The organism is Streptomyces sp. MA5143a, from assembly GCF_900290235.1.
Taxonomy (GTDB): domain Bacteria; phylum Actinomycetota; class Actinomycetes; order Streptomycetales; family Streptomycetaceae; genus Streptomyces.
The window spans coordinates 16,666-42,310 of sequence record NZ_OLMK01000010.1 but is presented as its reverse complement, the minus strand read 5'-3'; the positions used below and the strand labels follow the sequence as shown (position 1 = coordinate 42,310).

Here is a 25,645-nt window from a genome sequence, read left to right as displayed (position 1 = left end):
CGGCACGCCCGCGCGTACGGCGGCGGGCGGCCGCCCCGTGGTCCCGCACCACGGGGCGGCCGCCTGCCGCCGTTGTCGTGTCCGCCCGGGTCAGCACTTCTCCCGCAGCGCGTGCAGGTGCTCGCTGGAGCGGCGGGCGAAGGTGAACGACTCGGTGGGGTTGTCGTGCTCGGCCTGCCAGTGGTGGGCGAGGCGGTGGCCCTTGAGCCGGGTGACGGCCGAGATGAACTTCTGGTAGTCGATGTCGCCGTCGCCGACGTCCACCATGCGGTAGCCGAAGGGGTTCGACGGGTCGCTCTCGCCGTCCTTCACATGGAAGAGGGGGTAGCGGTTCGGGCGCCTGAGGACGTAGTCGAGGGGCTCGAACGGGGCGGGGGTGCCGTCGGGCCGCTTCGAGAAGCGGAACTGGGCGACGTACGCCCAGAAGATGTCCATCTCCAGGTAGACGAGGCCGGGGTCGGTCTCGCGGAGCAGCACGTCGTAGAGGCGGACGTGCGGCTTGTCGGAGGCGAAGGCGAACTCCTCGGAGTGGTTGTGCTGGTAGAACTTCATGCCGCGCGCCCTGGCCGCCGCCCCGTAGGTGTTGAACTCCTCGGCGGCCCGCTTCATCGCGTCGACGGTGGTGCCGTAGCGGAACGGGCCGGCGGCGGTGCCGATGTGCTTCAGACCGAGGGCCTGGGCGTCGTCGAGGACCTTGTCGAGGTTCTGGGCGAAGGTGTACGCGTTCGGGTCGCTGGAGTAGTAGCCGACGTGGCTGCCGATCGGGGTCAGACCGTGGTTCCGGGCCAGCCGCTTCAGCTGCGCCAGGGTGATCGGGCCAGCGGAGCCCTGGGTGTAGCCCGCGAACTCGACCTCGTCGTAGCCGTACTTCTCCAGCTCGGCGAAGACCGGGGCGAAGCCGAGGGTGGAGACCTTGTCGCGGAGGCTGTAGAGCTGGATGCCGAGGCGGCCGGGCGGCAGGACGGGGCGGCCCCGGCCCTTGCCCGCGGTGGCGGCCTCGGGGGCGTCGGCCGCCTGGGCGGGGGACGCGGCGGTGCCCAGGAGGGCGGCGACGGTGGCGCCGGCGGCCACACCGAGCATGCCTCGTCTGCTGAGGCGGTGGGTGAGTTCGGGGTCGGGCTGGTGGGTGCGGCTCATGCCGGGGACTCCTTGGTGTGGGAGGGCGTTGTCAGTGGTGGGTGCTTCACTGGTGATCGGTGCGGATGCCGGACGGTCATGACAGACCGGCCAGACGGAGCAGCAGTGCCTTGACCTCGGTGGCCGCGAGGCGGTCGCCGACGGCGCGGGGGGTGGAGCAGATGAGGAGCGGACCGTCGTCGTCGCTCAGGGGGAGGCGGCCGTGGCTGCCGCGAAGAGGTGAGGGGTCCAGAGGCACGACCGCCATGCGGTAGCGCATCCCCAACTTTTTGCGGGCCAGCGCGGTGGCCGCCTTGAGCTTCACATACGGGTCGCGAGGGTCCAGGAACAGCTCGACCGGGTCGTAACCGGGTTTGCGGTGGATCTCGACGGTGCGCGCGAAGTCGGGCGCGCGATCGTCGTCGAGCCAGTAGTAGTACGTGAACCAGGCGTCCGGCTCGGCCACGGCGACGAGTTCACCGGAGCGCGGATGGTCGAGGTGGTGGGCCTTCTTGCCCTCGTCGTCGAGGAGCTGGTCGATGCCGGGGAGAGCGGCGAGGGCCTCCCTGGTCGCCTCCAGGTCCTCGGCGCGGCGTACGTAGACGTGGGCGATCTGGTGGTCGGCGACCGCGAAGGCCCGTGAGGCCATGGGGTCGAGGTACTCCATGCCGTCCTGGGCGTGGACCTCCAGGAGCCCGGCGCGGCGCAGGGCGCGGTTGATGTCGACGGGCCGGTCCACATGGGTGATGCCGTACTCGGAGAGGGCGACCACGGTGCGGCCCTCGGCGCGGGCGTCGTCGAGCAGGGGTGCCAGGGCCCGGTCGAGGTCGGCGGCCGCCTTCAGGGAGCGCGGGTCGTCGGGGCCGTGGCGCTGGAGGTCGTAGTCGAGGTGCGGGAGGTAGCAGAGGGTCAGATCGGGGTGGCGGGTGCGGTTGATGTGGCGGGTCGCGTCGATGATCCAGCGGCTGGAGACGAGGTCGGCGCCGGGGCCCCAGAAGTGGAACAGGGGGAACGTGCCGAGTTGGTCGGTGAGTTCGTCGCGCAGGGCCGGGGGCCGGGTGTAGCAGTCGGGTTCCTTGCGGCCGTCGGAGTAGTAGATCGGGCGGGGGGTGACGGTGATGTCGGTGTCGGCGCCCATGGCGTACCACCAGCAGATGTTGGCGACGGTGTAGCCGGGGTGGGCGCGGCGGGCGGCGTCCCACAGCTTGTCCCCGGCGACGAGGGCGTTGTGCTGGCGCCACAGCAGGACGTCACCGAGTTCCCGGAAGTACCAGCCGTTGCCGACGATGCCGTGCTCGGCGGGGAGCGAACCGGTGAGGAAGGTGGACTGGGCGGCGCAGGTCACGGCGGGAAGGACCGTGCCGAGGTGGGCGCGGGACCCGGACCGGGCGAGGGACTTGAGGTGGGGCATGTGGTCGAGGAGGCGGGGGGTGAGTCCGACGACGTCGAGGACGAGGAGCGTGGTGGGGGTGGTCACGGCAGCTCCTTCAGTCCGAGGTCCGTCAACAGATCCCGGGCCAGGCTGAGTTCGGCGGCGATGCCGTCGGTGAGGCGGGCGCGGGTGGTGGGGCGCAGCTCCGCCGGCAGGGCCTGCCAGGTGTACGTCTCGACCTCCAGATGGCGGGTGAGGGGGTGCGGGCCGCCGACCAGGCGGGTGAGGGCGGCCTTGAGGACCGGGAGCGTGGAGGTGAGGGGGGCCGCGGGGGCCGCGTGCAGGGGGACGTGGAAGTGGGCGCGCCACGGGGAGGCGTCGGGGAGGGCGTCACCGGTGAGGGCCTCGCCGAGGTCGTCGGTGCCGCGCAGACCGGCGGCGGTCGCCGTGCGGGTCTGGTGCAGGAAGCGGGGTTCGTCGAAGGCGGCGAGCGCCTCGCGGACCTCGGGGAGGTGGGGGTGCTCGGCGTGCAGGGCTGCCGAGAGCTGCGACTTCACGACGGGGACGCGGGCCCGGACGAGCGCGTCCAGGGCGGTGCGCGGGTCCTCGAAGGAGGTGGCGAGATGGCAGGTGTCGACGCAGACGCCGATACGGTCGTGGCCGATCGCGGTGAGCGGACCGATGGCGTCGGCGGTGGTCTCGACGGTGCAACCGGGTTCGGGTTCCAGTCCGACGCGGATCGAGCGGCCCGTCAGCTCGGCGACCACGTCGAGGCGTTCACCGAGGGTGCGCAGGGCCGCGTGGGCGGCGTCGGCGCGGGCGTCGTCGTAGGCGGTGCGCCAGGCCAGCGGGAGCGTCGAGACGGTGCCCTCGGTGACGTCGTCGGGGAGGAGCGCGGCGAGGACCCGGGCCAGGGAGGTGGTGTGGTCGAGGCGCTCGGGGTCGGCCCAGTCCGGCCTGTACACCCGGTACTTGACCTCCTCCGCGCCGAAGCCCTGGTACGGGAAGCCGTTGAGGGTGACGACCTCCAGGCCGCGCAGGTCGAGTGCGGCACGCAGCCCGCGCAGGGCGGAGGGGTCGGTGATCAGGGCGTCGGCGGCGTCCTTGGCGAGCCACAGGCCGATGCCGAGGCGGTCACGGCCGAGGCGTCGCCGGACGGGCTCGCAGTGGTCGCGCAGCTGGGCGAGGACACCGTCGAGGGACTCGGCCGGGTGCACATTGGTGCAGTAGGCGAGGTGGACGGTGGATCCGTCGGGGTGGCGGAAGCGCATGGGTCACTCCCCGCCGCGCAGGATGCTGTTGCCCTCGTGGGTGGCGCCGGTCGGGGCGGCGTCGAGGTCGAGGCGGCCGCTGAGCCCGTAGAAGGCGACCGGGTTGCGCCACAGCACGAGGTCCACGTCGTCCTCGCCGAACCCGGCGGCGAGCAGGGCGTCGGCGACCCGGCGGGTCTTCAGGGGGTCGCTTCTGCCCCAGTCGGCGGCGGAGTTGACCAGCACCTTCTCCGTGCCGAACGCCTTGATGACGGCGACCATGCGCTCCTCGTCCATCTTGGTGTCGGGGTAGACGGAGAAGCCGAGCCAGGAGCCGCTGTCCTTGGCCTCCTTGACGGTGGTCTCGTTGAGGTGGTCCAGCAGCACCCGCTCCGGCGGCAGCTCGGAGGCCCGCACCACCTCGACGGTGCGGCGCAGTCCGGCGAGCTTGTCGCGGTGCGGGGTGTGCACCAGGGCGGGCAGGCCGTGGTCGGCGGCGAGCTGGAGCTGGTGCTCCAGGGCGAGGTCCTCGGCGGGCGTCATGGAGTCGTAGCCGATCTCGCCGACGGCCACGACCCGGTCCTTGAGGAGGTAGCGGGGCAGGTGGTCCAGGACGGGGGTGCAGTTAGGGTCGTTGGCCTCCTTGGGGTTGAGGGCGATCGCGCAGTGGTGGGCGATGCCGTACTGGGCGGCCCGGAAGGGCTCCCAGCCGAGCAGCGAGTCGAAGTAGTCGAGGAAGGTGGCCGGGGACGTGCGGGGCTGTCCCAGCCAGAAGGCCGGTTCCACGACCGCGCGGACGCCCGCCTCGTGCATCGCCTCGTAGTCGTCGGTGGTGCGGGACGTCATGTGGATGTGGGGGTCGAAGATGCGCATCAGGTCTCCTTGCCGTCGGTGCCGGTCCCGTCGGCCGGTGGGGGCGCGGTCAGGGCCAGTACGCGGTTCAGGTCCCCGGGGACGGGACGGCCCGCGGCGGTGCGTTCGTCGGCGAACGCGCCGAGCATGCGGGCCAGTTCGGTGTCGCCGTGGGCGCGGCGGGCCAGGTCGGTGATCTCGTCGACGGGGACGCCGGTGAACAGGCATTTGAGGACGGCGTGCCGCCAGTCGTGCGGGCCGAGGTGGCGGGCCCCGTAGGGGCCGAGGGCGGCGGCGACGAGGCGGGTGTCGTTGGTGCGCAGGGCGTCCTCGACGAGGTGCAGCGCGTCGGGGCCGGGCACCAGGTGGGGCAGGGCGTGCAGAACGGCCCGGCGTTCGTCGGCGGTGCCCTGCCGGTAGACCCGGTCGAGCGCGGCGGTGTCGGGGCGGGCCGCGTGCAGGATCAGGACGCGGACGGCGTCGGCGTGCTCGGCGCCGCAGCGGCGGCCCGCCTCGGCGAGGCGCAGCTCCCACACGGAGATGGGGCCGTGGGTGCCGGGGTGGTCGGCGGCTTCGGTGAGGGCCCGGTCGAGCCAGGCGCGGGCGGGGTCGTCGAGCCGCTCGGTCAGTGGGCCGCGCAGTGCGGCGGGGGCGGTGCGGGCCGGGTGGCCGGGGTGGGCCGCCGGGTCGGCCGGGGTCGGGGGGCGGTGGTGGATCACGAGGTGCTCCCGGGAGGTGCGGCGGCGGGCCCCGGCGGTGGCCCCGCCGTGCGGCCGGTCGCCCGGCGGAGGAAGGCGAGGGACCGCTCGGCCTGGTGCGGGCCGGCGTGGGAATGGCGGGGCAGTTCGACGACGGTCAGGGCCCGGTAGTCGACGGCGGCCAGCGCGTCGAGGACGGCCGGGAAGTCGATCTCGCCCTCGCCGAGCGGCAGATGGTCGTGGACACCGCGCCGCATGTCCTCGATCTGGACGTGGCGCAGCCAGGGCGCGGCGGCGCGGACGCAGTGCGCGGGCAGGAGGAGTTCGAGGCACTGGCAGTGGCCGATGTCGAGGGTGAGGCCGAGGGCGGCGGGGCTGTCGAGGGCCTCGCGCAGTCGGTGGAAGTCGGCGAGCGTGGCGAGGAGGTGACCGGGTTCGGGTTCGACGGCGAGCGGGACGCCGGCGGCGGTGGCGGCCTCGACGACGGGGGTGATCGCGTCCGGGAGGCGCTTCCAGGCGGTGTCCTCGTCGGTGCCGGGCGGGGTGACGCCGCTGAAGCAGTGCACGGCGTGGGCGCCCAGGTCGGCGGCGACCCGTACGGCCGTCAGGAGCAGGCCGACGCGGCGGGCGCGGTCGTCCTGGTCGGGGTCCAACAGGGTCGGCCCGTGCTTGCGGCGGGCGTCGAGGACGTAGCGGGCGCCGGTCTCCACGGTGACGGCCAGGCCGAGGGCGTCGAGCCGTCGTGCGAGCCGCCGGGTGCGGGCGGCGAGGCCGGGGGCCAGCGGGTCGAGGTGCATGTGGTCGAGGGTCAGCCCGACGCCGTCGTAACCGAGGTCGGCGAGGAGGGCGAGGGCGTCGTCGAGCCGGAGGTCGGCGAGACCGTTGGTGCCGTAGCCGAAGGCGAGGGGTTTCATGAACGGCCCCCCGGTGTGCCGTGCGGGGCCCCCGGCGCGGTGGTCGTGGTCGTCTCCCGCGCCCCTCGCCGCAGCCGCTCCGCGAACCGCCCCAGCGCCGCGTACTGCTCCCCCAGGGCCGACGGGGCCTCGCCCGTCGGGTCCTTGAAGTAGAAGGCCAGCTCGGGCAGGGGGCCCGTGAGGCCCGCTTCGTGGGCGCGGGCGAGGAGTCGGGCGAGGTCGAGGACCAGGGGTGCGGCGAGCGCGGAGTCGCAGCCCTGCCAGGTGGTCTGGAGGACCATGCGGGTGCCGAGGAAGCCGTCGAAGGCGATGTGGTCCCAGGCGGTCTTCCAGTCGCCGAGGGCGGGGACGTCGTCGATGTGGGTCTCGCCCTCGGGGGCCGTGCCGAGGGTGTCGGTCACGACGCGTTCCTTGCCGGCGTTCTTGGCGGCGGCGGCCGCCGGGTCGGCGAGGGCGGCACCGTCGCCGCCGCCGAGGAGGTTCGTGCCGGACCAGGCCCGGACGGTCAGCGCCCGCTGGGCGAACATCGGGCCGAGGACCGACCGGAGCAGGGTCTGGCCGGTCTTGCCGTCGCGGCCCGCCCAGGGCACGTCCGCCGACTCCGCCAGGGAGGCGAGGGCGGGGTGGTCCAGGCCCGTCGACGGGGTGAAGTTGACGTAGGGGCAGCCGGCGCGCAGGGCGGCCGCCGCGTACAGGGAACTGGGGGGCGGGGCGGTGCCGGTGGGGGCGGGCTCCGTGGAGGCCACGTTCATGACGACGGCGCGGGTGAGGCCCCGGCGTCGTACGAAGTCCTGGAGGTCGGCGGTGAAGGCGGAGATCAGCTCGTCGGGGGTCCGGGTGTCGCCGGGGAGGGGCCCGCCGGGCTTGATCTCGCGGTCGGTGGCGGTGAGTTCGGCGGTGACGGCGGCGGGCAGGCCGTGCGGCAGGACTCCGGCCGCGGCGAGGGCCTCGGCGCGTTTGGGCAGGGGGCAGTCCGTGGTGTCGTGGCCGCCGAAGACGAGGGAGGCGAGGGGCGGGAGGCCCGAGCCCGCGAAGAGGGGGGTCTCGGTGACCATGCCCGTGGGGGCGTGCAGGTCCGCGGTGAGGGCCGCGCAGCCCGCGACGACGGTGGTGGCGACGGAGCCGCGGGCCCCGATCAGCCAGACGCCGACACGCGGCGCGGAACCCGGCGCGGAACCCGGCACGGACACGGACGGGGACGCGGACATGGGCAGCCTCCTTGTCGAGCACGTGGTGCGGGGACCCGGACGCGCCGGGCGGACCTGGGGAGCACCGGAGGGTGGGTGTGCCGGGCGGGGAGGCGGCGGGCGGGGGTCCGGCGTCCCCCGCCCGCCGCCGTTCAGTCGCCCGTGTGCGGGGCCGCCGTGCCGGCGGTCCGCGCGGGCAGTTCCTTGATCCGGATGTCACGGAAGGACACCCGGTCGCCGGCACCGTGGTTCTGGATGCCGAGGTGACCGTCCCTGAGGCTCCGGGCCGGATCGGTGTTGGTGAAATCGTTGATCCGTACGCCGTTGAGCCAGACGCGGAGGCGTTCGCCCTCCACACGGATCTCGTACGTGTTCCACTCCCCCGGCGGGTTCAGGGCGCGGTCGCGTTTCCTGAGGTCGGCGGAGCGGAAGCCGTAGACGGACCCGGTGGTCCGCTCGGGTACGTCGGTGGCGTCGATCTGGATCTCGTAGCCGTTGTGCACGGCCGACCACGGGTCGTCCGAGGGCGGGAAGCCCACGAAGACACCCGAGTTGTCGTCGCCCGAGGCGCCGTCCGTCCTCCAGTCGAGCTTCAGGGAGTACGACCCGAAGCTGCGGTCGGCGTACCAGAGCATGCCCATGCCGCCGTGGGAGGTGAGCGTGCCGTCGGCGCCGCGCTCGAAGGAGCCCGGCCCGGCCTGCCGCCAGCCGTCCAGGGAGGTGCCGTCGAACAGCGGGCGGTAGCCGTTCTCCGGCCGGCAGTCGGCCTGGGCCTCGCCGATCGCCCATCGGATGCCGCCCAGCAGGTGCTGCCGGAAGGCGGGTTCGGCGTACGACTCCTTGGTGTGGCCGCCCCCGGTGTAGAAGGCGCGGCCGCCCCGGTAGTTCTGGCACCAGGCGATGGGATGGTCGCCGTTCATGGTGCCGCCGCTGTACGACGACTCGTCGAGCGAGGCGAGGACATGGGCCCGCGCGCGAGGGTTGGAGCGGTAGTTGTACCACTCGTCCGTGCGGTTCCAGGTCGCGCCCAGTGAGGCGGTGGCCGGGTGGGCGTGGTCCTCGACGTCGACCGTCGCGGGCTGGATCGCGGGGTGCGACTGGAAGTACGCGCCCGCGAGTCCGCCGTAAAACGCCCAGTCGTACTCGGTGTCGGCGGCGGCGTGGATGCCGACGTAGGCGCCGCCGCGTCCGATGTACCGCTCGAACGCGGTCTGCTGGGCCGGGTTCAGGACGTCGCCGGTGGTGGAGAGGAAGACGACGGCGGCGTACCGTCCGAGGTTGCGGGTGGTGAAGGCGCCGGCGTCCTCCGTGGCGTCGACCCGGAAGCCGTGGGCGGCGCCCAGTTCCCGTACGGCGGTGATGCCCTCGGGGATGGAGTCGTGCCGGAAGCCGGCGGTCTTGGAGAACACCAGCACCCGGGCCTGTGCGGAGCCGTGTGCCGTCCCGGGGTCGGCCGCCTCATCGGACACGGCGGGCCCCGAGACGCAGCCGATCAGCAGGGCGGCGCCGATCGCGGCCGTCCCCATACGTCCGTTCGTTCGCATGGTCGCCCCTCACCTCGTCGTGAACGTGAAATCGTCCACGTCGAACAGTCCGCCGGAGCCGCTGCCCTTGAACACCAGGTAGAGCGTGGTGGTGCCGCGTGGGGCCCTGGTCAGGTCGGCGGTGACGTCCTGGAAGTTCTCCCAGCCGCCGGTGACCGGCACGGTGGTGCCGCCGAGCAGCCTGCCGGTGGGCGAGCCCGCCCGGACCTCCAGCTTGCCGCCCGCGCCTCCGGAGGAGATCCGCGCGGTGATCTTCGTGGCGTTGGACAGGACGTACGGCTTGAAGGAGATCCAGTCGCCGTGGGAGATGTCCCCGACGGTCTTGCCGCCGTGGGCGGTGGCCTTGGACTGGACGGTGATGCCGGAGGAGTCGCCGTAGTGCTCGGCCTGGCGGTGCTTGGGCTGGACGACGTGCCGGTCGTGGGTGGTCAGCGGGTCCTGGCCGCCGCCCCCGCCGTCGGTGTACTCGGCGTCGAACACCCCGAAGATGTTGGCGTTCTCGTCGTGGCCGCCGTCGGCGCTGGTCTGGATGGTCCCGGTGCAGCCGTTGGCGGAGGTCACCGGGTGGCCGTGGCTGTCGTGGCCGAGGACGAAGGTGACCTTGACCTTGGCGCAGTCGATGGTCCGGCCGTCCTCCGGGTCGCTGACCCGCACCTTGAACGGTACGGCCTCACCGAAGGCGAACAGCTGTCCGTCCTGCGGGAGTTCCAGGGTCACCTTGGGCGCGGTGTTGCCGACGACGATGCGCACGCTGGCGCTGCCGGTGCGGCCGGAGGGGTCCTTCGCGGTGACGGTCGCCGTGTAGGTGCCGTTCTTCTTGTAGGTGTGCGTCGGGTTCGCCGCCGTGGACGTGGAGCCGTCGCCGAAGTCCCAGCTGTAGGTGAGGGCGTCGCCGTCCTGGTCGCTGGTGCCCGCGGAGGAGAAGCGGACCTTGAGCCTCGCCTGGCCGGAGGTGCGGTCGGCGGCGGCCTGGGCGACCGGCGAGTGGCCGTCGGTGGCGTTCTCGATGCGGTACAGGGCGGAGTGCTCGTCGCCGCCGAACCAGGAGATGCCGTAGTCGAGGACGTACAGCGCGCCGTCCGGGCCGAAGGCCATGTCCATCACCTGGGTGCCCGTCCAGGGCACGTCGGCGATGGAGCGCACGGTGCCGTCGGCGTCGCTGGTGATGCGCTTGATCCAGCGGCGGCCGAACTCACCGGCGAAGAAGTCCCCGTCGTAGGCCTCGGGGAACTTCACCGGGGAGTCGAGGGAGGCGTCGTAGTGGTAGACGGGGCCGCCCATCGGGGACTCGGAGCCGTCGCCGAACTCCGGCAGGGAGTTGCCGTTGTAGGGGATCCACGCGGGTTCGGCGGGCGGCAGTTCGGTCAGGCCCGTGTTGTTCGGGGAGGTGTTCCTCGGTGCCGAGCAGTCGAAGGCCGCGCCGGAGGCGCCGGTGGCGAAGTCGTAGTCGACGTAGGCGTCGTTCTTGCCGGTGCAGTACGGCCAGCCGAAGTTGCCGGGCTTGGTGACGCGGGCGAACTCGACCTGGCCGGCCGGTCCGCGCGAGGGGTTCGCGGCGCCCGCGTCGGGGCCGTACTCGCCGACGTAGAGGATGCCGGTCTTCTTGTCGACGCTGAAGCGGAACGGGTTGCGCAGGCCCATCGCGTAGATCTCGGGCCGCGTTCTGTCGGTGCCGGGCGCGAAGAGGTTGCCGTCGGGTATGGCGTACGAGCCGTCGGCGTTGACCTTGATGCGCAGGATCTTGCCGCGCAGGTCGTTGGTGTTGGCGGAGGTGCGCTGCGCGTCGAAGGCCGGGTTGCGGTTCGCGCGCTCGTCGATGGGGGTGAAGCCGTCCGACTGGAACGGGTTGCTGTCGTCGCCGGTCGACAGATACAGGTTGCCCGCCGCGTCGAAGTCGATGTCGCCGCCGACATGGCAGCAGATGCCGCGCGAGGCGGGCACGTCGAGGATCTTCTTCTCGCTGGCCTTGTCGAGCGTGCCGTCCGTCTTCAGGACGAAGCGGGACAGGCGGTTGACGCCGTCGAAGGGCGCGAAGTCGGCGGCGCTGCCGGTCTCGGGGGCGTCCCCGGCCGGGGTGTTCAGCGGGGGCGCGTAGTACAGGTAGATGAAGCGGTTGTCGGCGAAGCCGGGGTCGACGCCGATGCCCTGGAGGCCCTCCTCGTCGTGGGAGTACACATCGAGCTTGCCGGCGAGGCGGGTGTTGCCAGCCGCGTCGGTCAGCCGCAGTTCGCCGTCGCGGGAGGTATGCAGCACCGAGCGGTCCGGGAGCACGGCGAGCGACATGGGCTCGCCGACCTCGGGTTCGCCCTTGGCGAGGGTGACCTGCTGGAAGTCCTCGGCCGCGGCGGCCCGCGGGGCGGCCTCGGCGGCACCCGCGGCGGGCGAGGTCAGCGAGAGCGAGGCGCCGGCGAGCAGCAGACCGCTCAGCAGAGCCAGCGGCCCGCGGACTCTCCGGCGTCTGAAAGGGCTGGTGGCGCTGGTGGGGCTGGTGGGGTGTCTGTTGTCGTCGTACGGGTGCACGAAAGGCCTCCAAGGAGGGGCTTGGTCGTACGGAGCTGTACGGGTGTGTGCGGTACGCCGGGGTGCGCCGTCACCCCGGAGACACGGCCGGGCCGTGGGGCCCCGGCCGGACAGCCGGCCCGATGAGCCGGGCCGGGGTCGGGCCGGGAGCCCCGTGCGGGCACTCCCGGCCGGACCCCGCAAGGGCCCTGGTGCTGTGACCGGAAAGGTTTGCCGCGAGCCGGTGAACCTTTCCGGTCACAGCACTAGTCGTTGCCGCCGAACGCCGCGTCGAACGAGGCCGACGGCGGTTCGAAGTCGAACGCCCTGAGGCGGTTCAGGGCCTCGGGGGCGCCCTGGAGCCGGTCCATGCCGGCGTCCTCCCACTCGACGGAAATGGGGCCCTGGTAGCCGATCGAGCGGAGCATCCGGAAGACGTCCTCCCACGGCACGTCGCCATGGCCGGCGGACACGAAGTCCCAGCCGCGGCGCGGGTCGCCCCAGGGCAGGTGCGAGCCGAGGCGGCCGTTGCGGCCGTCGAGGCGCTTGCGGGCCTCCTTGCAGTCCACGTGGTAGATCCGGTCGCGGAAGTCCCACAGGAAGCCGACCGGGTCGAGGTCCTGCCATACGAAGTGCGAGGGGTCGAAGTTGAGGCCGAAGGCGGGCCGGTGGTCGACCGCCTCCAGCGCGCGCCGGGTGGTCCAGTAGTCGTAGGCGATCTCGCTCGGGTGGACCTCGTGGGCGAACCGCACGCCCTCGGCGTCGAAGACGTCGAGGATCGGGTTCCAGCGGGTCGCGAAGTCCTCGTAGCCGCGCTCGATCATCGATTCGGGGGCGGGCGGGAACATGGCGACCAGGTGCCAGATCGCGGAGCCGGTGAAGCCGATGACGGTGTCGACGCCGAAGGCCGCCGCGGCCCGCGCGGTGTCGGCCATCTCGGCGGCGGCCCGCTGCCGTACGCCCTCGGGCTCGCCGTCACCCCAGATCCGGGCGGGCAGGATGGCCTGGTGGCGTTCGTCGATGATGGCGTCGCAGACGGCCTGGCCGACGAGGTGGTTGGAGACGGCCCAGCACTTCAGGCCGTACTTCTCGAGGAGCTGGTGCCGGGAGGCGAGGTACGACGGGTCCGCGAGCGCCTTGTCGACCTCGAAGTGGTCGCCCCAGCAGGCGAGTTCGAGTCCCTCGTAGCCGAAGTCGCGGGCGAGGCGGCAGACCTCTTCGAGGGGCAGGTCGGCCCACTGGCCGGTGAAGAGCGTGAAGGTGCGCGGCATGGTTGCGGGGCCTCCTCAGACCGCGGTGGGGGTGTAGACGGAGTTCTTCTCGGCGCTCTCCTCGACCGCCGCGAGCACACGCTGCACCTGGAGCCCGTCGGCGAAGGACGGTGCGGGCCGCTCGCCCGCCGCGACGGCGTGGACCAGGTCGCGGGCCTGGTGGACGAAGGTGTGCTCGTAGCCGAGGCCGTGGCCCGGCGGCCACCAGGCGTCCAGGTAGGGGTGGTCGGACTCGGTGACGAGGATGCGGCGGAAGCCGGCGTGCGCACCGGGCTCGGTGTGGTCGTGGTACGAGAGCTCGTTGAGCCGCTCCAGGTCGAAGGCCAACGAGCCGCGCTCGCCGTTGAGTTCGATGCACAGGGCGTTCTTGCGTCCGGTGGCGAAGCGGGTGGCCTCGAAGGAGGCGATCGCGCCGGAGGCGAAGCGGCCGGTGAACAGGGCGGCGTCGTCGACCGTGACGGCCCCGCGCGCGTCGGAGCCCCCGGCCGACGCCAGCCCGCTGGACGCCCCGGCGGGCAGGGGGCGTTCCCGTACGAAGGTCTCGGTCAGCGCCGACACCCCGACGACCGGCTCCCCGGCGAGGTACTGCGCGAGGTCGACGATGTGCGCCCCGAGGTCGCCGAGCGCCCCGGAGCCGGCCGTCTCCTTGCGCAGCCGCCAGGTGAGCGGGAACTCCGGGTCCACGAGCCAGTCCTGAAGGTAGGTCACCCGGACGTGGCGGAGGGTGCCGAGCCGCCCCTCGGCGACCATGCGCCGGGCCAGCGCGGTGGCGGGCACCCGGCGGTAGTTGAAGCCGACCATCGCCACCTGGCCGCGCGCGTGGGCCTCCTCGGCCGCCGCCGTCATGGCCTCCGCCTCCTCGACGGTGTTGGCGAGCGGCTTCTCGCAGAGGACGTGTTTGCCCGCGGCCAGGGCGGCGAGGGCGATCTCGGCGTGGCTGTCGCCGGGGGTGCAGATGTCGACGAGGTCGATGTCGTCGCGGGTGACGAGGGCCCGCCAGTCGGTCTCGGTCGTGGCCCAGCCGTGCCGGTCGGCCATGGCCCGCACGGCGTCCCGGTCGCGTCCGCACACCGCGGCGAGGACCGGGGTGAGGGGCAGGTCGAAGACCCGTCCCGCGGTGCGCCAGCCCTGTGAGTGCGCGGCCCCCATGAACGCGTACCCGACCATGCCGACCCGCAGCGGCGGTCTGCCGGCCCCGCCGGCGAGCCCGGCGGGCCAGGTCCCGGCGCCGGTGCCGGGGCCCGGGGCCCCTGCCTCCTCCGCCTCGGCCTGGTCGGGCTGCTGCGGTTGTCCCATGCGTGTGTCCTCCTCGTGGTCGCGGCGCGGTGGGGGGTGGGGCCCTGCCCGGATCTCCGGGAGCCGAGGCTGCCGGCTCCCGGTGGTCGGTCCGGTCGGGCCCGTCCGGCGGGAGCCGTCACTTGAAGCCGGTGGACATGTACTGGTCGACGTTGTCCTTGTCGACGACGGCCGAGTAGAGCGTCAGCGAGGACGGGATCTCGAACTCGGCGAGGCCGCCGATGCCCTTGCTCTGGCCGAGGGCGCGGGCGAGGTCGATCGCGGAGGCGGCCATGGTCGGCGGGTAGAGGACGGTCGCCTTGAGGACGCCGTCGTCCTTCTCGATGGCCTGGAAGGCGGAGAGTGCGCCCGCGCCGCCGACCATGAGGAAGTCGTCGCGTCCGGCCTGCTCGATGGCGCGCAGCGCGCCCACGCCCTGGTCGTCGTCGTGGTTCCACAGCGCGTCGAACTTCGACTGGGCCTGGAGGAGCTGGGCCATCTTGGCCTGCCCGGACTCCACGGTGAACTCGGCGGCCTGGCGGGCGACCTTCTTGATGTTGGGGTAGTTCTTCAGGGCGTCGTCGAAGCCCTGGGTGCGCTGCTTGGTCAGCTCCAGGTTGTCGAGGCCGGCGAGTTCGATGACGCGGGCGTCGGACTTGTCCTTGAGCTTCTCGCCGATGTAGTGCCCTGCGTTGAGGCCCATGCCGTAGTTGTCGCCGCCGATCCAGCAGCGGTACGCCTGCGGCGAGTTGAAGATCCGGTCGAGGTTGACGACGGGTATTCCGGCGCGCATGGCCTTGAGGCCGACCTGGGTGAGGGCCTTGCCGTCGGCGGGCAGGATCACCAGGACGTCGACCTTCTTGTTGATGAGGGTCTCGATCTGCCCGATCTGCTGGGCGGTGTCGTTGGAGCCCTCGGTGATCTCCAGGGTGACGTCCTCGTACCGCTCGGCGCGGCTCTTGGCGTTGTCGTTGATCGCGTTGAGCCAGCCGTGGTCGGCCTGGGGGCCGGCGAAGCCGATGGTCACTTCCTTGCCGGGCTTGTCGTCGGCGGCGGGCTGCTTGTCGGCGCCAGCTTTGTCGCCGGTGTCGTTGCTGGTGCAACCGACGAGGAGGGTGCCGGCCGAGACGGCGGCGGTCCCGAAGAGCAGTCCTCTGCGGCTGGGGAACTGTGGCATGGCGGTGGACCTTTCCGGTGGGGACTCTTCGGTGGGTCAGGTCGTGTGGGTCAGGTCGTGCTGGCCGTGCGTCGCTGGACGAGGACCGCGGCGACGATGATCGCGCCCTTGGCGATCTGCTGGACGTCGCTCTGGAGGTTGTTCAGCGCGAAGATGTTGGTGATCGTGGTGAAGATCAGGACGCCGAGCACGGAGCCGGTGATGGTGCCCCGGCCGCCGGTGAGCAGGGTTCCGCCGATGATCGCGGCGGCGATGGCGTCGAGTTCGTAGAGGTTGCCGTTGGTGTTCTGGCCCGAGCCGGCCAGCACGATCAGCAGGAACGCGGCGATGCCGCAGCACAGCCCGGAGAGCAGATAGAGGTAGAGGCGCTGGCGGCGGACGTCGATGCCCGCGAGCCGGGCGGCCTCCGCGTTGCCGCCGACGGCGACGGTGCGCCGGCCGAACGTCGTGCGGTTGAGGACGAGCCAGCCGATGACGGTCACGACCGCGAAGACGAGGACCAGGGGCGGGATGCCGAGGACGTACGCGTCGCGCTCACCGAGGTCGAGGACGCCCTGCACCTCGACGATCTGGGTCTTGCCGTCGGTGATCTGGAGGGCGAGTCCGCGGGCGGAGGCGAGCATGGCGAGGGTGGCGATGAAGGGGACCATCCCGCCGTACGCGATGAGCAGTCCGTTGACCATGCCGCATCCGACGCCGACGATCACCGCGGTGAAGAGGATGCCGGCGAAGCCGTACTCCTGGGTGGCGACGGTCGTGGCCCACACGGAGGCCAGGGCGACGATCGCGCCCACCGACAGGTCGATGCCTCCGGAGGTGATGACGAAGGTCATGCCGACGGTGACGACACCGATCACCGAGGCCTGGGTGAGGACGAGTTGGAGGTTGCGGGTGTCGAGGAACTCGTCGGGCTTGGTGAGGCCGCCGATGACGATCAGCGCGGCGAGGACACCGAGGAGGGAGAGGGTGCGGACGTCGGCGCGGAAGAGGACGGTGCGCCAGGCGGGCGGTTCGGCGACCGGGGTCACCTTGTCGGTGCCGTCGCGGGGCGGGGAGGCGTGCTGGGTCATGATGCCGTCCTCCCGTCGCCGGTCGCCGGGCCGGTGACGCCGGACACCTGGTCGGCCGCGCCGGGCACTGGACCGCCCGTGCCGGTCACCGGACTGCCCGCACCGGCGGGACTGGCTGCACTTGCCACGGGGCTTCCTTCCATCACGAGGTCGAGGACGCGGTGTTCGTCGAGTTCGCGGGCGGGCGCGGTGTGCACGACCCGGCCCTCGCGCAGCACGAGCACGCGGTCGGCGAGGCCGAGGACTTCGGGGACCTCGCTGGAGACGAGCAGCACGGCGAGGCCCTCGTCGGCGAGGCGCCGCACCACCGCGTACAGCTCGGCGCGGGCACCCACGTCGACGCCCCGGGTGGGCTCGTCCAGCAGCAGCACCCGGCAGCCGCGCAGCAGCCAGCGGGCGAGGACCGCCTTCTGCTGGTTGCCGCCGGAGAGGGTGCGGACGGGGACGGCGGGGTTGTCCGGGCGCAGGGACAGCTCGCGGGTCGCGGCGCGGGCGGCCCGGTGCTCGGCGCCCCGGTCGATCCAGCCGACGCGGGCGAAGCGGGACATCGTCGACACCGACACGTTCCTCGTGACCGACTCCAGCATCAGCAGCGCCTGCGCCTTGCGTTCCTCGGGGGCGAGCCCGAGCCCGGCGCGTACGGCGGCCCGTACGCTGCCGGTCCGCAGCGGCCGCCCGTCGACGCGGACCTCTCCCGCGGAGGGCCTGCGGGCGCCGTAGATCGTCTCCAGGATCTCGGAGCGTCCGGAGCCGACGAGTCCGGCGAGGCCCACGATCTCCCCGGGCCGGACGTCGAGGTCGAGGGCCTCGAACTCCCCGTCACGGGCCAGCCCCCGCACCTCCAGTACGGGCGCGGTGGCCTCCGGCGGCGGGGCGGGCGGTCGGTCCGGGAAGACGTACTCGACGTTCCGTCCCGTCATCAGCGCCACGACCTCGCGGGTCGGCGTCGACTTCGCGGGCAGTCCGCCGGCCACGGCCCGGCCGTCCTTCAGTACGGTCACCCGGTCGCCGATCCGGCGGATCTCCTCCAGCCGGTGCGAGATGTAGACGACGGCGACCCCGTCGGCGGTCAGGTCCCCCACGATCCTGAACAGGTTGTCGACCTCGTCGGGGTCGAGGGCGGCGGACGGCTCGTCCATCACGATGAGGCGTACGTCGTGGGAGAGCGCCCGCGCCATGGAGACGATCTGCTGCTGGGCGGCGGAGAGTTCACCGACGAGCCGCGCCGGATCGATCTCGGGGTGCCCGAGGCGTTTCAGCAGGGCGGCGGTCGAGGCGCGTGCCGCCTTGCCCCGGACGACGAATCCGGCGGTCGTCGGCTCGTGCCCAAGATGCACGTTCTCGGCCACGGAGAGATGCTCCACCAGGTCCAGTTCCTGGTAGATGGTCGCGATGCCCAACCGCATGGCGGCGATCGGCGACTTGAGGGTGACGGGCTCCCCCCGCCAGCCGATGGTGCCGCCGTCGGGCTGGTGGGCGCCCGCGAGCACCTTGATCAGGGTGGACTTGCCGGCGCCGTTCTGACCGAGCAGGCAGTGGACCTCCCCCGCCTGCACATCGAGGTCGACGCCGTCGAGGGCCCGGACGCCGGGGAACGACTTGGTGATGCCGGACATGGTGAGCAGCGGTAATTCTGGTGCCATGAGTTCCCCTTGGCGGGCGTGCGGGCCGGTTGCAGGGCGAATCAGCCTGCGGGGCAGGCGCGTTCGGGCAGGGCAGAGCAGAGCGGGGTGGGGCAGGGCGAAGCAGGATGGGGCAGCCGAGCAGGGCGCTGTGCTGGTGATCGCTCCGTACGGAGCGGTTACGCGGGTGAGAACAGGTGGTCGCTGATGAGGCGGGCCGCGCCGATCACTCCGGCGGTGGGCCCCAACTCCCCCAGCACGATGGGCAGGTTGCCGGTCGCGAGGGGCAGGGACTGGCGGTAGACCTGGGTGCGGATGGCGGCGAGGAGGGTGTGGCCGAGGCCGGTCACCCCGCCGCCGATCACCACCAGGCCGGGGTTGAAGAAGCTGACGAGTCCGGCGATGACCTGGCCGGTGCGGTTGCCGCCCTCGCGTATCAGGTCGAGGGCGGTGGCGTCACCGGCGGCGGCCGCGGCGGCGACGTCGACGGCGGTCAGGGTGCCGTTGGTCTCCAGCCGGGAGGCCAGCTCCACCGAGAGGCCCTGCTGGGCGGCCTCCTTGGCGTCGCGGGCGAGCGCGGCGCCACTGAAGTGGGCCTCCAGGCAGCCCCGGTTGCCGCAGGCGCAGGGGCGGCCGTCCGGCACGGCGAGGATATGGCCTATGTCGCCGGCGCTGCCCGTCGTACCGCGGTGGACCTCGCCGCCGGCGACGATGCCGCAGCCGATGCCGGTGCCGATCTTGACGCAGAGGAAGTCGCCCACGGAACGGGCCACGCCCGCGTGCTGCTCCCCCATCGCCATCAGGTTCACGTCGTTGTCGACCATCACCGGGCAGCCGAGTTCCTGGCTGAGCGCCTCGCGCACCGGGAACCCGTCCCAGCCGGGCATGATCGGCGGGGCCACCGGGACGCCCTCGGGGAAGCGGACCGGTCCGGGGACGCCGATGCCGGCGCCGTCGAACCCTTCCGCGAGCCCCGAGGCCCTCAGCTTGGCGGCCATGGAGAGGACCTGCTCGAAGACGGCGACGGGGCCGTCCCGGACGTCCATGGGCTGGTTGATGTGACCGAGGATCTCCAACTCGGCGTTGGTGACGGCCACATCGATGGAGGTGGCGCCGATGTCGACGCCGAGGAAGCGGAGCCCGGGGGCGAGCCGGATGTTGTGCGAGCGTCGGCCGCCGCGCGAGGCGGCGAGCCCGTCGGCCACCACCAGACCCGTCTCCAGCAGCCGGTCCACCTCGACGGCCAGCTTCGACCGGGAGAGGTCGACGCGGTCGCCGAGCTGTGCGCGGGAGTGGGGTCCGCCGTCCCGCAACAGCTTCAGCAGGCGTGCCTGATGCGCGTTCGCGGGACGAGCCGTCATCCGTCTCACGAGCCCCTCCCCGCCTCAACCGGCCTGTGTCGCGCTGGGTTCCGGCCACCTCAGGGTGGCTTGCTTTCGCAGGGAACGTAGCAGCGGTCACCCCGACTGGGAAGAAGTTGCGCACAGATTGCCGCCTACTTTCTCCACTCGCAGGACAAAGAAGCGTCCGGTTACCACCGCGTCTCGGACCCACGTGATCACAGAGCCTTGAATCAGCCCAGGCCAGGGCGGTTTGCTTGGTACGACGCCTCGGACGGGTATACGAAACCGGCATGGACACAGCGACGGCTTCATGAGGGGCCACGGCTTGCGTGACCGGCTTCGGTGGGGCCTTCGACGGCCCCGAAGCCCTGGTGGCCCTCAGCCATCGGGGCGTCGCCACCTTCGACCTGTCGGCGACGGAGTCCTGACCCGGCGCTACGGGCGAGGGCGCTCGTGGTACGTCTTGCGGGTGTGCTCCGTGTGCGCCCGCATGACCTCCGTCGCCCGCTGTTCGTCGCGGGCCGAGATCGCCGCGATCAGTGCGCGGTGTTCGATCCAGGACTGGTGGCCGCGCTGCCGGGCGACCGGCGTGTAGTACCAGCGGACGCGGCGGTCGACCTGGGCGGCGAGTTCGGCGAGGACCGTGTTGCCGGCGAGTTCCATGACCTTCGTGTGGAAGCGGGCGTTCATCGCGACGGCGGCGTCCACGTCGTCCGCGTCGACGGCCCGCTCTCCCTCCGCACAGAGTTCCTCCAGCGCCGTGATCCCCGCCGTACCGGCGTTCGCCGCAGCGAGGCGGGCCGCCTCCGCCTCCAACAGGGTGCGGACGGTGAGGAGTTGGTCGGCCTCCTCCTCCGTCGGCTCGTGCACGAACGCGCCCTGCGCGGGCCTCAGGTCGACCCAGCCCTCGGTGTTCAGCCGCTGGAGGGCCTCGCGGACCGGCTGCCGGGACACCCCGAGGTGGCCGGCGAGTTCGCTCTCGACCAGGTGCTGGCCGGGGCGCAGGGCGCGGGTGGTGATCAGTTCGAGCAGGGCCTCGTAGACACGGTCGCGCAGCGGGCCGGGGCGTTCGAGCTTGGGCACGGTCCCTTGCGGCAGTCCTGTCGACAACATCGGGTCCCCCTCCAGAGCACCACTGGGTGTACTGCACACGGAAAGTCAACGGCCCGTACTGGAAAGTCGAAGTCAACAGCCAGTATGGATTGTCTTTCGTCTACAGTCTACGAGCCCCATGGGCCAGGGAGTTGACGCGTCCGTCTCGTCACATCACCACCGGGGCGGTGCTCAGGGGCAGCGGACGACCTGCCCGGCGTACGACAGGTTTCCGCCGAAGCCGAACAGCAGCACGGGGTCACCGCTGGAGATCTCGCCGCGTTCGACGAGCTTGGAGAAGGCGAGCGGGATGCTCGCGGCCGAGGTGTTGCCGGACTCGGTGACATCCCGGGCGACGACGGCGTTGACGGCGCCGATCTTCTCCGCGAGGGGCTCGATGATGCGCAGGTTGGCCTGGTGCAGGACGACCGCGGCGAGGTCGGCGGGGGCGAGCCCGGCCTTCTCGCAGGCGGCGCGCGCGATGGGCGGCAGCTTGGTCGTGGCCCAGCGGTAGACGCTCTGCCCCTCCTGGGCGAACCGAGCGGGCGTCCCCTCGATCCGTACCGCGTGGCCCATCTCGGGCACCGAGCCCCACAGCACCGGGCCGATGCCGGGCGCCCCGGTGGCGGGGTCGGTCGCCTCGACGACCGCCGCGCCCGCGCCGTCCCCGACGAGCACACAGGTCGTACGGTCGGTCCAGTCCGTCACCTCGGACATCTTGTCGGCACCGATGACGAGCACCCGGGTGGCCCCGCCCGCGCGGACGGCGTGGTCGGCGGTGGCGAGGGCGTGGGTGAAGCCGGCGCAGACGACGTTGATGTCCATCGTGGCCGGGGAGGGGATGCCGAGCCGGCGGGCGACCCGGGCGGCCATGTTCGGGGAGCGGTCGACGGCCGTGGAGGTGGCGACGACCACGAGGTCGATGTCGGCGGCGGCGAGCCCGGCCGTCGCGAGCGCCTTGGCGGCGGCGTGCCCGGCCAGCTCGTCGACGGGTTCGTCGGGTCCTGCGATGTGCCGGGTGCGGATGCCCACACGGGTCGTGATCCACTCGTCACTGGTGTCGACCATGCCCGCCAGGTCCTTGTTGGTGAGCACCTTGGCGGGCTGGTAGTGGCCGACGGCGGCGATGCGCGAGCCGATCATGGGTGTTCCCCCTCATAGCCTGTGGTCAGCGGGATTCACCAGTCTGCGCAGTGACCCACGGGTAAGGGGGCGAGTGAGGCGACAGTAAAGACGAACCCATGTTGTGGGCTTCTGTCAGACCTCTGGACATCCATGTACTCGTCCGAGCAGTTATGCGGTGAACAGTTGCGTGGCCTTTCGTACGAGTTCGTACAGTCCGTAGGCGAGCGGAACGCCCACCCACAGCCAGGCGAAGACGATCAGTGGGCGCCGGTCAGGCTGATTCGGGCTGCTGTCGCTGGACGACATCGGCGGCCTCCCTCGGGGCGGGGACGTGGAAGCGGGGGTGGACGGGCCGGACCAGTTCGTTGGCGACGAAGCCGACGACGAGCAGGCCGATCATGATGAAGAAGGACATGCCGTAGAGGTCGGGGCCGCTCCTGCCCGCCTCCTCCTGGCGGTCGGCGATCCAGTTGACGATCAGCGGGCCGAGGACGCCGGCGGTGGACCAGGCGGTGAGCAGCCGACCGTGGATGGCGCCGACCTGGTAGGTGCCGAAGAGGTCCTTGAGGTAGGCGGGAATGGTGGCGAAGCCGCCGCCGTAGAAGGAGAGGATCACCAGGGCGCAGACGATGAACAGCGGCTTGGAGGAGTCGCCGAACTGCGCGATGAGCAGGTACATCAGGGCGCCGACGCCGAGGTAGACGCGGTAGATGTTCTTGCGTCCGATCAGGTCGGAGGTCGACGACCAGGTGATGCGGCCCGCCATGTTGGCCGCCGACAGGAGCGCCACGAACCCGGCCGCCGCGCCGGCCGAGACCGGGGTGGAGGACTCGGCGAAGAAGTCCGTGATCATCGGGGCGGCCTTCTCCAGGATGCCGATGCCCGCGGACACGTTCATGCAGAGGATGACCCACAGGCACCAGAACTGCGGGGTGCGGATGGCGTCGCGGGCCGAGACCTGCGGGCCCTCGAAGGCGCTCGGTCCGCTCCGGACGGGCTTCTCGCCGCGTGGCACCCGCACGAGCAGCACCCCGAGGGTCATGAACACGGCGTACGACAGTCCGTGGACGAGGAAGGCGACGGCGATCCCGGAGGAGTCCGCGCCGAAGGACTCCAGCATCTGCGCGGACCACGGCGAGGCGATCAGCGCGCCGCCGCCGAAGCCCATGATGGCGATGCCGGTGGCCATGCCGGGTCTGTCGGGGAACCACTTGATCAGGGTGGACACGGGCGAGATGTAGCCGATACCGAGGCCGATGCCGCCGACGAAGCCGTAGCCGAAGACGATCAGCCAGTACTGCTCGGTGGCCGCGCCCAGGGAGGCGATCAGAAAACCGGAGGAGAAGCAGATCAGGGCCACGGTCATGGCCCAGCGCGGCCCGTTGCGCTCGACGAGCGTCCCGCCGAACGCGGCGGACAGCCCCAGCATGACGATGCCGAGTTGGAAGGGCAGCGCGCTCTGTGTGCCGCTGAGGCCGAGCGCGGATTCGAGCGGCGGCTTGAACACGCTCCAGGCGTAGGCCTGTCCGATGGAGAGATGGACGGAGAGGGCGGCGGGGGGAACGAGCCAGCGGCTCCAGCCCACGGGCGCGACGGGGGGACTCATGATCCCGGACGGTAGGGAGTGACGGGGAAGTTGAGAAGGCGGCGCGTCGACCGTATGCGGTGAACGGTATGCGACGCGCGCCGAACGGTCGTGCGGGACAGCTCAGTCGGTGAAGTCGTCCGTCAGCACACACCCGTCCACCTGTGCGGGCGCGGTGCTCGTGTCGCCGACGGGCTCGAAGTTCGGGTTGCAGTTGAGGACCAGCAGGAACGACGAGGACAGCTGCCGCACGGTGTCGGGGTCCGGCGCGATCACCGCGAAGTCCCTGCCGATGGCGAAGCCGCCGTCGATGCCCGCGCTCGGTGACTTCTTGACCCGCTCGGCGATGTCGGCGCGGTAGGCCTCCTGGAAGGTCTTCATGCCGTCCGTCCCGGTCCAGAAGACACGGATGTAGCTGTCGCCCGCGTCGTCGCAGGTGCCGCGGAAGCGCACGCCCCAGCTCTCGTCGAACTCCTCGTCCATGGGGTAGTAGCGGGTGTCGGCCGGATCGATGCTGTACCGCTCGCAGGTCGTGAACCGCTGGAGGTACTCACCGGCCGCCATGACCGCCCCGGACTCCGGGAGGTTGTCGAGCATGAGCTTCTGCCGTGTGGTCAGCCCGCCCGGCAGGTCACTCGTGGCACCTCCGTTGCGCTGCCCGGTCACGACGGACTCGTCGGCCTGGTCCTCACCGGCTCGGTCCTCACCGGCCCGCTCCCTGCCGACCGGGCTCGTGCCGGCCTGGTCCTTGTCGTCGCATCCGGCCAGGGACACGACCATCGCAGCGGCGGCCACCGCGGCCGCCAAGGCCCTTGTCACGCGCATTCGTTCACCCCGTTGATCGTTCTCGCCCGGGAACCCTAGGACATGGACATGTCCGGGACCAAAGCCGAGGGAGCACGTCCGGGGGCGATCGGTTCCAGTCGTCGCGCGCACCCTTGCCGGGTCAACTTCCATACTGTAGACAATATTTCGTCGACATATTTCGGCAGTGCGTCATCTCCGCGGTATCCCTCGACCGAACGGAGCTCCCCGCCATGAAAGTCGCAGTTCTCGGCGCCGGTGCGATCGGTGCCTATGTCGGCGCCGCGCTCCACCGCTCGGGCGCCGATGTGCATCTCGTCGCCCGTGGACCGCATCTGGCGGCCATGAGGCGGGACGGGGTGCGTGTGCTCAGCCCGCGCGGCGACTTCACCGCCCGTGCCCACGCCACCGACGACCCCGGCCGAGATCGGCCCGGTCGACGTCGTCCTCCTCGGCCTCAAGGCCCACTCGTACGCGGCGTGCGGGCCGCTGATCGAGCCCCTGCTGCACGACACCACGGCGGTGGTCGCCGCCCAGAACGGCATCCCCTGGTGGTACTTCCACCGGCACGGCGGCCCGCACGACGGCCACCGCGTGGAGAGCGTGGACCCCGGCGGCGCGGTCAGCGCGGTGCTCGCGCCCGAACGGGCCGTCGGCTGTGTCGTCTACGCCGCGACCGAACTCGAAGGGCCGGGCGTCGTACGGCATGTGGAAGGCACCCGTTTCTCCATCGGCGAGCCCGACCGGAGCGTCTCGGCGCGCTGCCGGGCGTTCGGGGAGGCCATGGTGGCGGGCGGCCGTACGGCGCCTGGGGCAACTGGACTTCCTCGTCGTGCAGGACGTCTTCCTGACGAGGACGGCCCAGTTGGCCGACGTGGTGCTGCCCGCGACCGCCGGGTGGGCGGAGACGGACGGCACCACCACCAACAGCGAACGGCGGGTCCAGCGGGTCCGCAGGGCGGTGACCCCGCCCGGTGAGGCCCGCGAGGACATCGACATCCTCTGCGACCTCGCCGCCCGGCTCGGCCACGAGTGGAAGTACGCCGACGCCGAGGCCGTCTGGAACGAGCTGCGCTCCGTGTCGCCGGACCACTACGGCATGACGTACGAGCGGCTGGCGGAGCACCAGGGCATCCAGTGGCCCTGCCCGAGCACCGACCGGCTCGAACCGCCCTATCTGCACGGCCGGTTGTGGGAGCGGGACCCGGAGCGGCGGGGCAGGCCCGCCCCCTTCGGGATCGTCCGGCACGATCCGCCGGTCGACCTGACGGACGAGGAGTACCCGATCCGGCTGGCCACCGGGCGACGGCTCGACTCGTACAACACCGGTGTGCAGAGCGGCGGTTTCGCCTCGCCGCTGCGGCGCGGGGAGTACATCGAGCTGTGCCCGGAGGACGCCGAGCGCTACGGCGTCGTGGTCGGCGAGGAGGTCCGGGTGTCCTCGCGGCGCGGGTCGGTGGTGGCGCCCGTCTGGATCGACCTGGCGCTGCGGCCCGGGCTCGCCTTCATGACCATGCGCTTTCCCGACGAGGTGGACACCAACCGGCTGACGCTCGAGGCGAACTGCCCGATCGCCGGGACGGCGGAGTTCAAGGCGTCGGCGATCCGGATCGACAAGCTGCCCGTCGCGACCATCGTGAGGTGACGCAAGTGGACCTGTACTTCGGCGACAGCGAACCCACCGACGAGGAGAGGGCAGCCGTCGACACGCTGCTCGGACCGCCGGAGTCCTCCTGGGAGGGCGCGGCCCGCGACGGCACGCGCGCCGCCGACCTGCGGTGGGCGCGGGGCGGCCGGGAGGCCCGGGACCGCCGCGACCTGCTGCTGCCGGGGCTGCACGCGATCAACG

20 protein-coding genes and 2 pseudogenes are annotated in these 25,645 nt (G+C 72.0%); 2 read left to right on the top strand and 20 right to left on the bottom strand.

Annotated features, from left to right (window positions below; genetic code table 11):
* Window positions 1-90: 90 nt before the first annotated feature.
* The 20 genes from SMA5143A_RS04570 to SMA5143A_RS04480 form a co-directional block, all read right to left on the bottom strand.
* Window positions 91-1,137 (bottom strand): sugar phosphate isomerase/epimerase family protein, encoded by a 1,047-nt coding sequence (locus SMA5143A_RS04570; protein WP_107461631.1) that lies wholly within the window; start codon window positions 1,135-1,137, stop codon window positions 91-93.
* A gap of 76 nt (window positions 1,138-1,213) precedes the next feature.
* Window positions 1,214-2,593 carry a nucleotide pyrophosphatase/phosphodiesterase family protein gene (locus SMA5143A_RS04565; RefSeq protein WP_107461630.1) on the bottom strand — a complete coding sequence of 460 codons (1,380 nt, stop codon included), beginning with the start codon at window positions 2,591-2,593 and terminating at the stop codon, window positions 1,214-1,216.
* A complete protein-coding gene (eboE, locus tag SMA5143A_RS04560) occupies window positions 2,590-3,759 on the bottom strand; it encodes a metabolite traffic protein EboE (protein ID WP_107461629.1) in 1,170 nt (389 codons plus the stop codon). Before eboE ends, SMA5143A_RS04565 begins: the two co-directional genes overlap by 4 nt.
* 3 nt (window positions 3,760-3,762) lie before the next feature.
* On the bottom strand, window positions 3,763-4,611 hold the full coding sequence (locus SMA5143A_RS04555) for a TatD family hydrolase (RefSeq protein ID WP_107461628.1): 849 nt from the start codon (window positions 4,609-4,611) through the stop codon (window positions 3,763-3,765).
* On the bottom strand, window positions 4,611-5,309 hold the full coding sequence (locus SMA5143A_RS04550; RefSeq protein WP_107461627.1) for an EboA domain-containing protein: 699 nt from the start codon (window positions 5,307-5,309) through the stop codon (window positions 4,611-4,613). The genes SMA5143A_RS04555 and SMA5143A_RS04550 overlap by 1 nt, the downstream gene beginning before the upstream one ends.
* Window positions 5,306-6,202, bottom strand: coding sequence for a sugar phosphate isomerase/epimerase family protein (locus SMA5143A_RS04545; RefSeq protein WP_107461626.1), 897 nt, complete (start codon window positions 6,200-6,202; stop codon window positions 5,306-5,308). The genes SMA5143A_RS04550 and SMA5143A_RS04545 overlap by 4 nt, the downstream gene beginning before the upstream one ends.
* On the bottom strand, window positions 6,199-7,410 hold the full coding sequence (locus SMA5143A_RS04540) for an inositol-3-phosphate synthase (RefSeq protein WP_107461625.1): 1,212 nt from the start codon (window positions 7,408-7,410) through the stop codon (window positions 6,199-6,201). The genes SMA5143A_RS04545 and SMA5143A_RS04540 overlap by 4 nt, the downstream gene beginning before the upstream one ends.
* A gap of 131 nt (window positions 7,411-7,541) precedes the next feature.
* Window positions 7,542-8,933: a ThuA domain-containing protein gene (locus SMA5143A_RS04535; protein ID WP_107461624.1), complete on the bottom strand. Its 1,392-nt coding sequence runs from the start codon at window positions 8,931-8,933 to the stop codon at window positions 7,542-7,544.
* 9 nt (window positions 8,934-8,942) lie between these two features.
* On the bottom strand, window positions 8,943-11,453 hold the full coding sequence (locus SMA5143A_RS04530) for a PQQ-dependent sugar dehydrogenase (protein WP_107461623.1): 2,511 nt from the start codon (window positions 11,451-11,453) through the stop codon (window positions 8,943-8,945).
* Window positions 11,454-11,698: 245 nt separating this feature from the next.
* The gene (locus SMA5143A_RS04525) at window positions 11,699-12,703 is read right to left on the bottom strand and encodes a sugar phosphate isomerase/epimerase family protein (RefSeq protein ID WP_107461622.1); all 1,005 of its coding nucleotides are present in this window, start codon (window positions 12,701-12,703) and stop codon (window positions 11,699-11,701) included.
* A gap of 15 nt (window positions 12,704-12,718) precedes the next feature.
* The gene (locus tag SMA5143A_RS04520) at window positions 12,719-13,999 is read right to left on the bottom strand and encodes a Gfo/Idh/MocA family protein (protein WP_107461621.1); all 1,281 of its coding nucleotides are present in this window, start codon (window positions 13,997-13,999) and stop codon (window positions 12,719-12,721) included.
* Window positions 14,000-14,117: 118 nt separating this feature from the next.
* Window positions 14,118-15,155, bottom strand: coding sequence for a substrate-binding domain-containing protein (locus tag SMA5143A_RS04515; protein WP_107461620.1), 1,038 nt, complete (start codon window positions 15,153-15,155; stop codon window positions 14,118-14,120).
* Window positions 15,156-15,205: 50 nt separating this feature from the next.
* Entirely contained in the window at window positions 15,206-16,225 is a 1,020-nt protein-coding gene (locus SMA5143A_RS04510; protein ID WP_107461619.1) for an ABC transporter permease, read from the bottom strand.
* Window positions 16,222-17,868 (bottom strand): sugar ABC transporter ATP-binding protein, encoded by a 1,647-nt coding sequence (locus SMA5143A_RS04505; RefSeq protein ID WP_258193298.1) that lies wholly within the window; start codon window positions 17,866-17,868, stop codon window positions 16,222-16,224. Before SMA5143A_RS04505 ends, SMA5143A_RS04510 begins: the two co-directional genes overlap by 4 nt.
* Window positions 17,869-18,026: 158 nt before the next feature.
* Window positions 18,027-19,208 (bottom strand): ROK family transcriptional regulator, encoded by a 1,182-nt coding sequence (locus SMA5143A_RS04500; protein WP_107461618.1) that lies wholly within the window; start codon window positions 19,206-19,208, stop codon window positions 18,027-18,029.
* 417 nt (window positions 19,209-19,625) lie between these two features.
* On the bottom strand, window positions 19,626-20,303 hold the full coding sequence (locus SMA5143A_RS04495; RefSeq protein WP_107461617.1) for a GntR family transcriptional regulator: 678 nt from the start codon (window positions 20,301-20,303) through the stop codon (window positions 19,626-19,628).
* A gap of 171 nt (window positions 20,304-20,474) precedes the next feature.
* Window positions 20,475-21,425, bottom strand: coding sequence for a beta-ketoacyl-ACP synthase III (locus tag SMA5143A_RS04490; RefSeq protein WP_107461616.1), 951 nt, complete (start codon window positions 21,423-21,425; stop codon window positions 20,475-20,477).
* Window positions 21,426-21,575: 150 nt separating this feature from the next.
* Entirely contained in the window at window positions 21,576-21,713 is a 138-nt protein-coding gene (locus SMA5143A_RS44985) for an MFS transporter small subunit (protein ID WP_180303669.1), read from the bottom strand.
* Window positions 21,679-23,013 carry an OFA family MFS transporter gene (locus tag SMA5143A_RS04485; RefSeq protein ID WP_107461615.1) on the bottom strand — a complete coding sequence of 445 codons (1,335 nt, stop codon included), beginning with the start codon at window positions 23,011-23,013 and terminating at the stop codon, window positions 21,679-21,681. Before SMA5143A_RS04485 ends, SMA5143A_RS44985 begins: the two co-directional genes overlap by 35 nt.
* 102 nt (window positions 23,014-23,115) lie before the next feature.
* Window positions 23,116-23,811 carry a hypothetical protein gene (locus SMA5143A_RS04480; protein WP_146193881.1) on the bottom strand — a complete coding sequence of 232 codons (696 nt, stop codon included), beginning with the start codon at window positions 23,809-23,811 and terminating at the stop codon, window positions 23,116-23,118.
* Window positions 23,812-24,029: 218 nt separating this feature from the next.
* Between SMA5143A_RS04480 and SMA5143A_RS04475 the strand changes: the two are divergent.
* Window positions 24,030-24,606 (top strand): annotated as a pseudogene (locus SMA5143A_RS04475) (2-dehydropantoate 2-reductase); the annotation flags it as partial.
* A pseudogene (locus tag SMA5143A_RS04470) lies at window positions 24,593-25,441 on the top strand (molybdopterin oxidoreductase family protein); the annotation flags it as partial. The pseudogenes SMA5143A_RS04475 and SMA5143A_RS04470, both read left to right, overlap by 14 nt.
* Window positions 25,442-25,645: the final 204 nt, after the last annotated feature.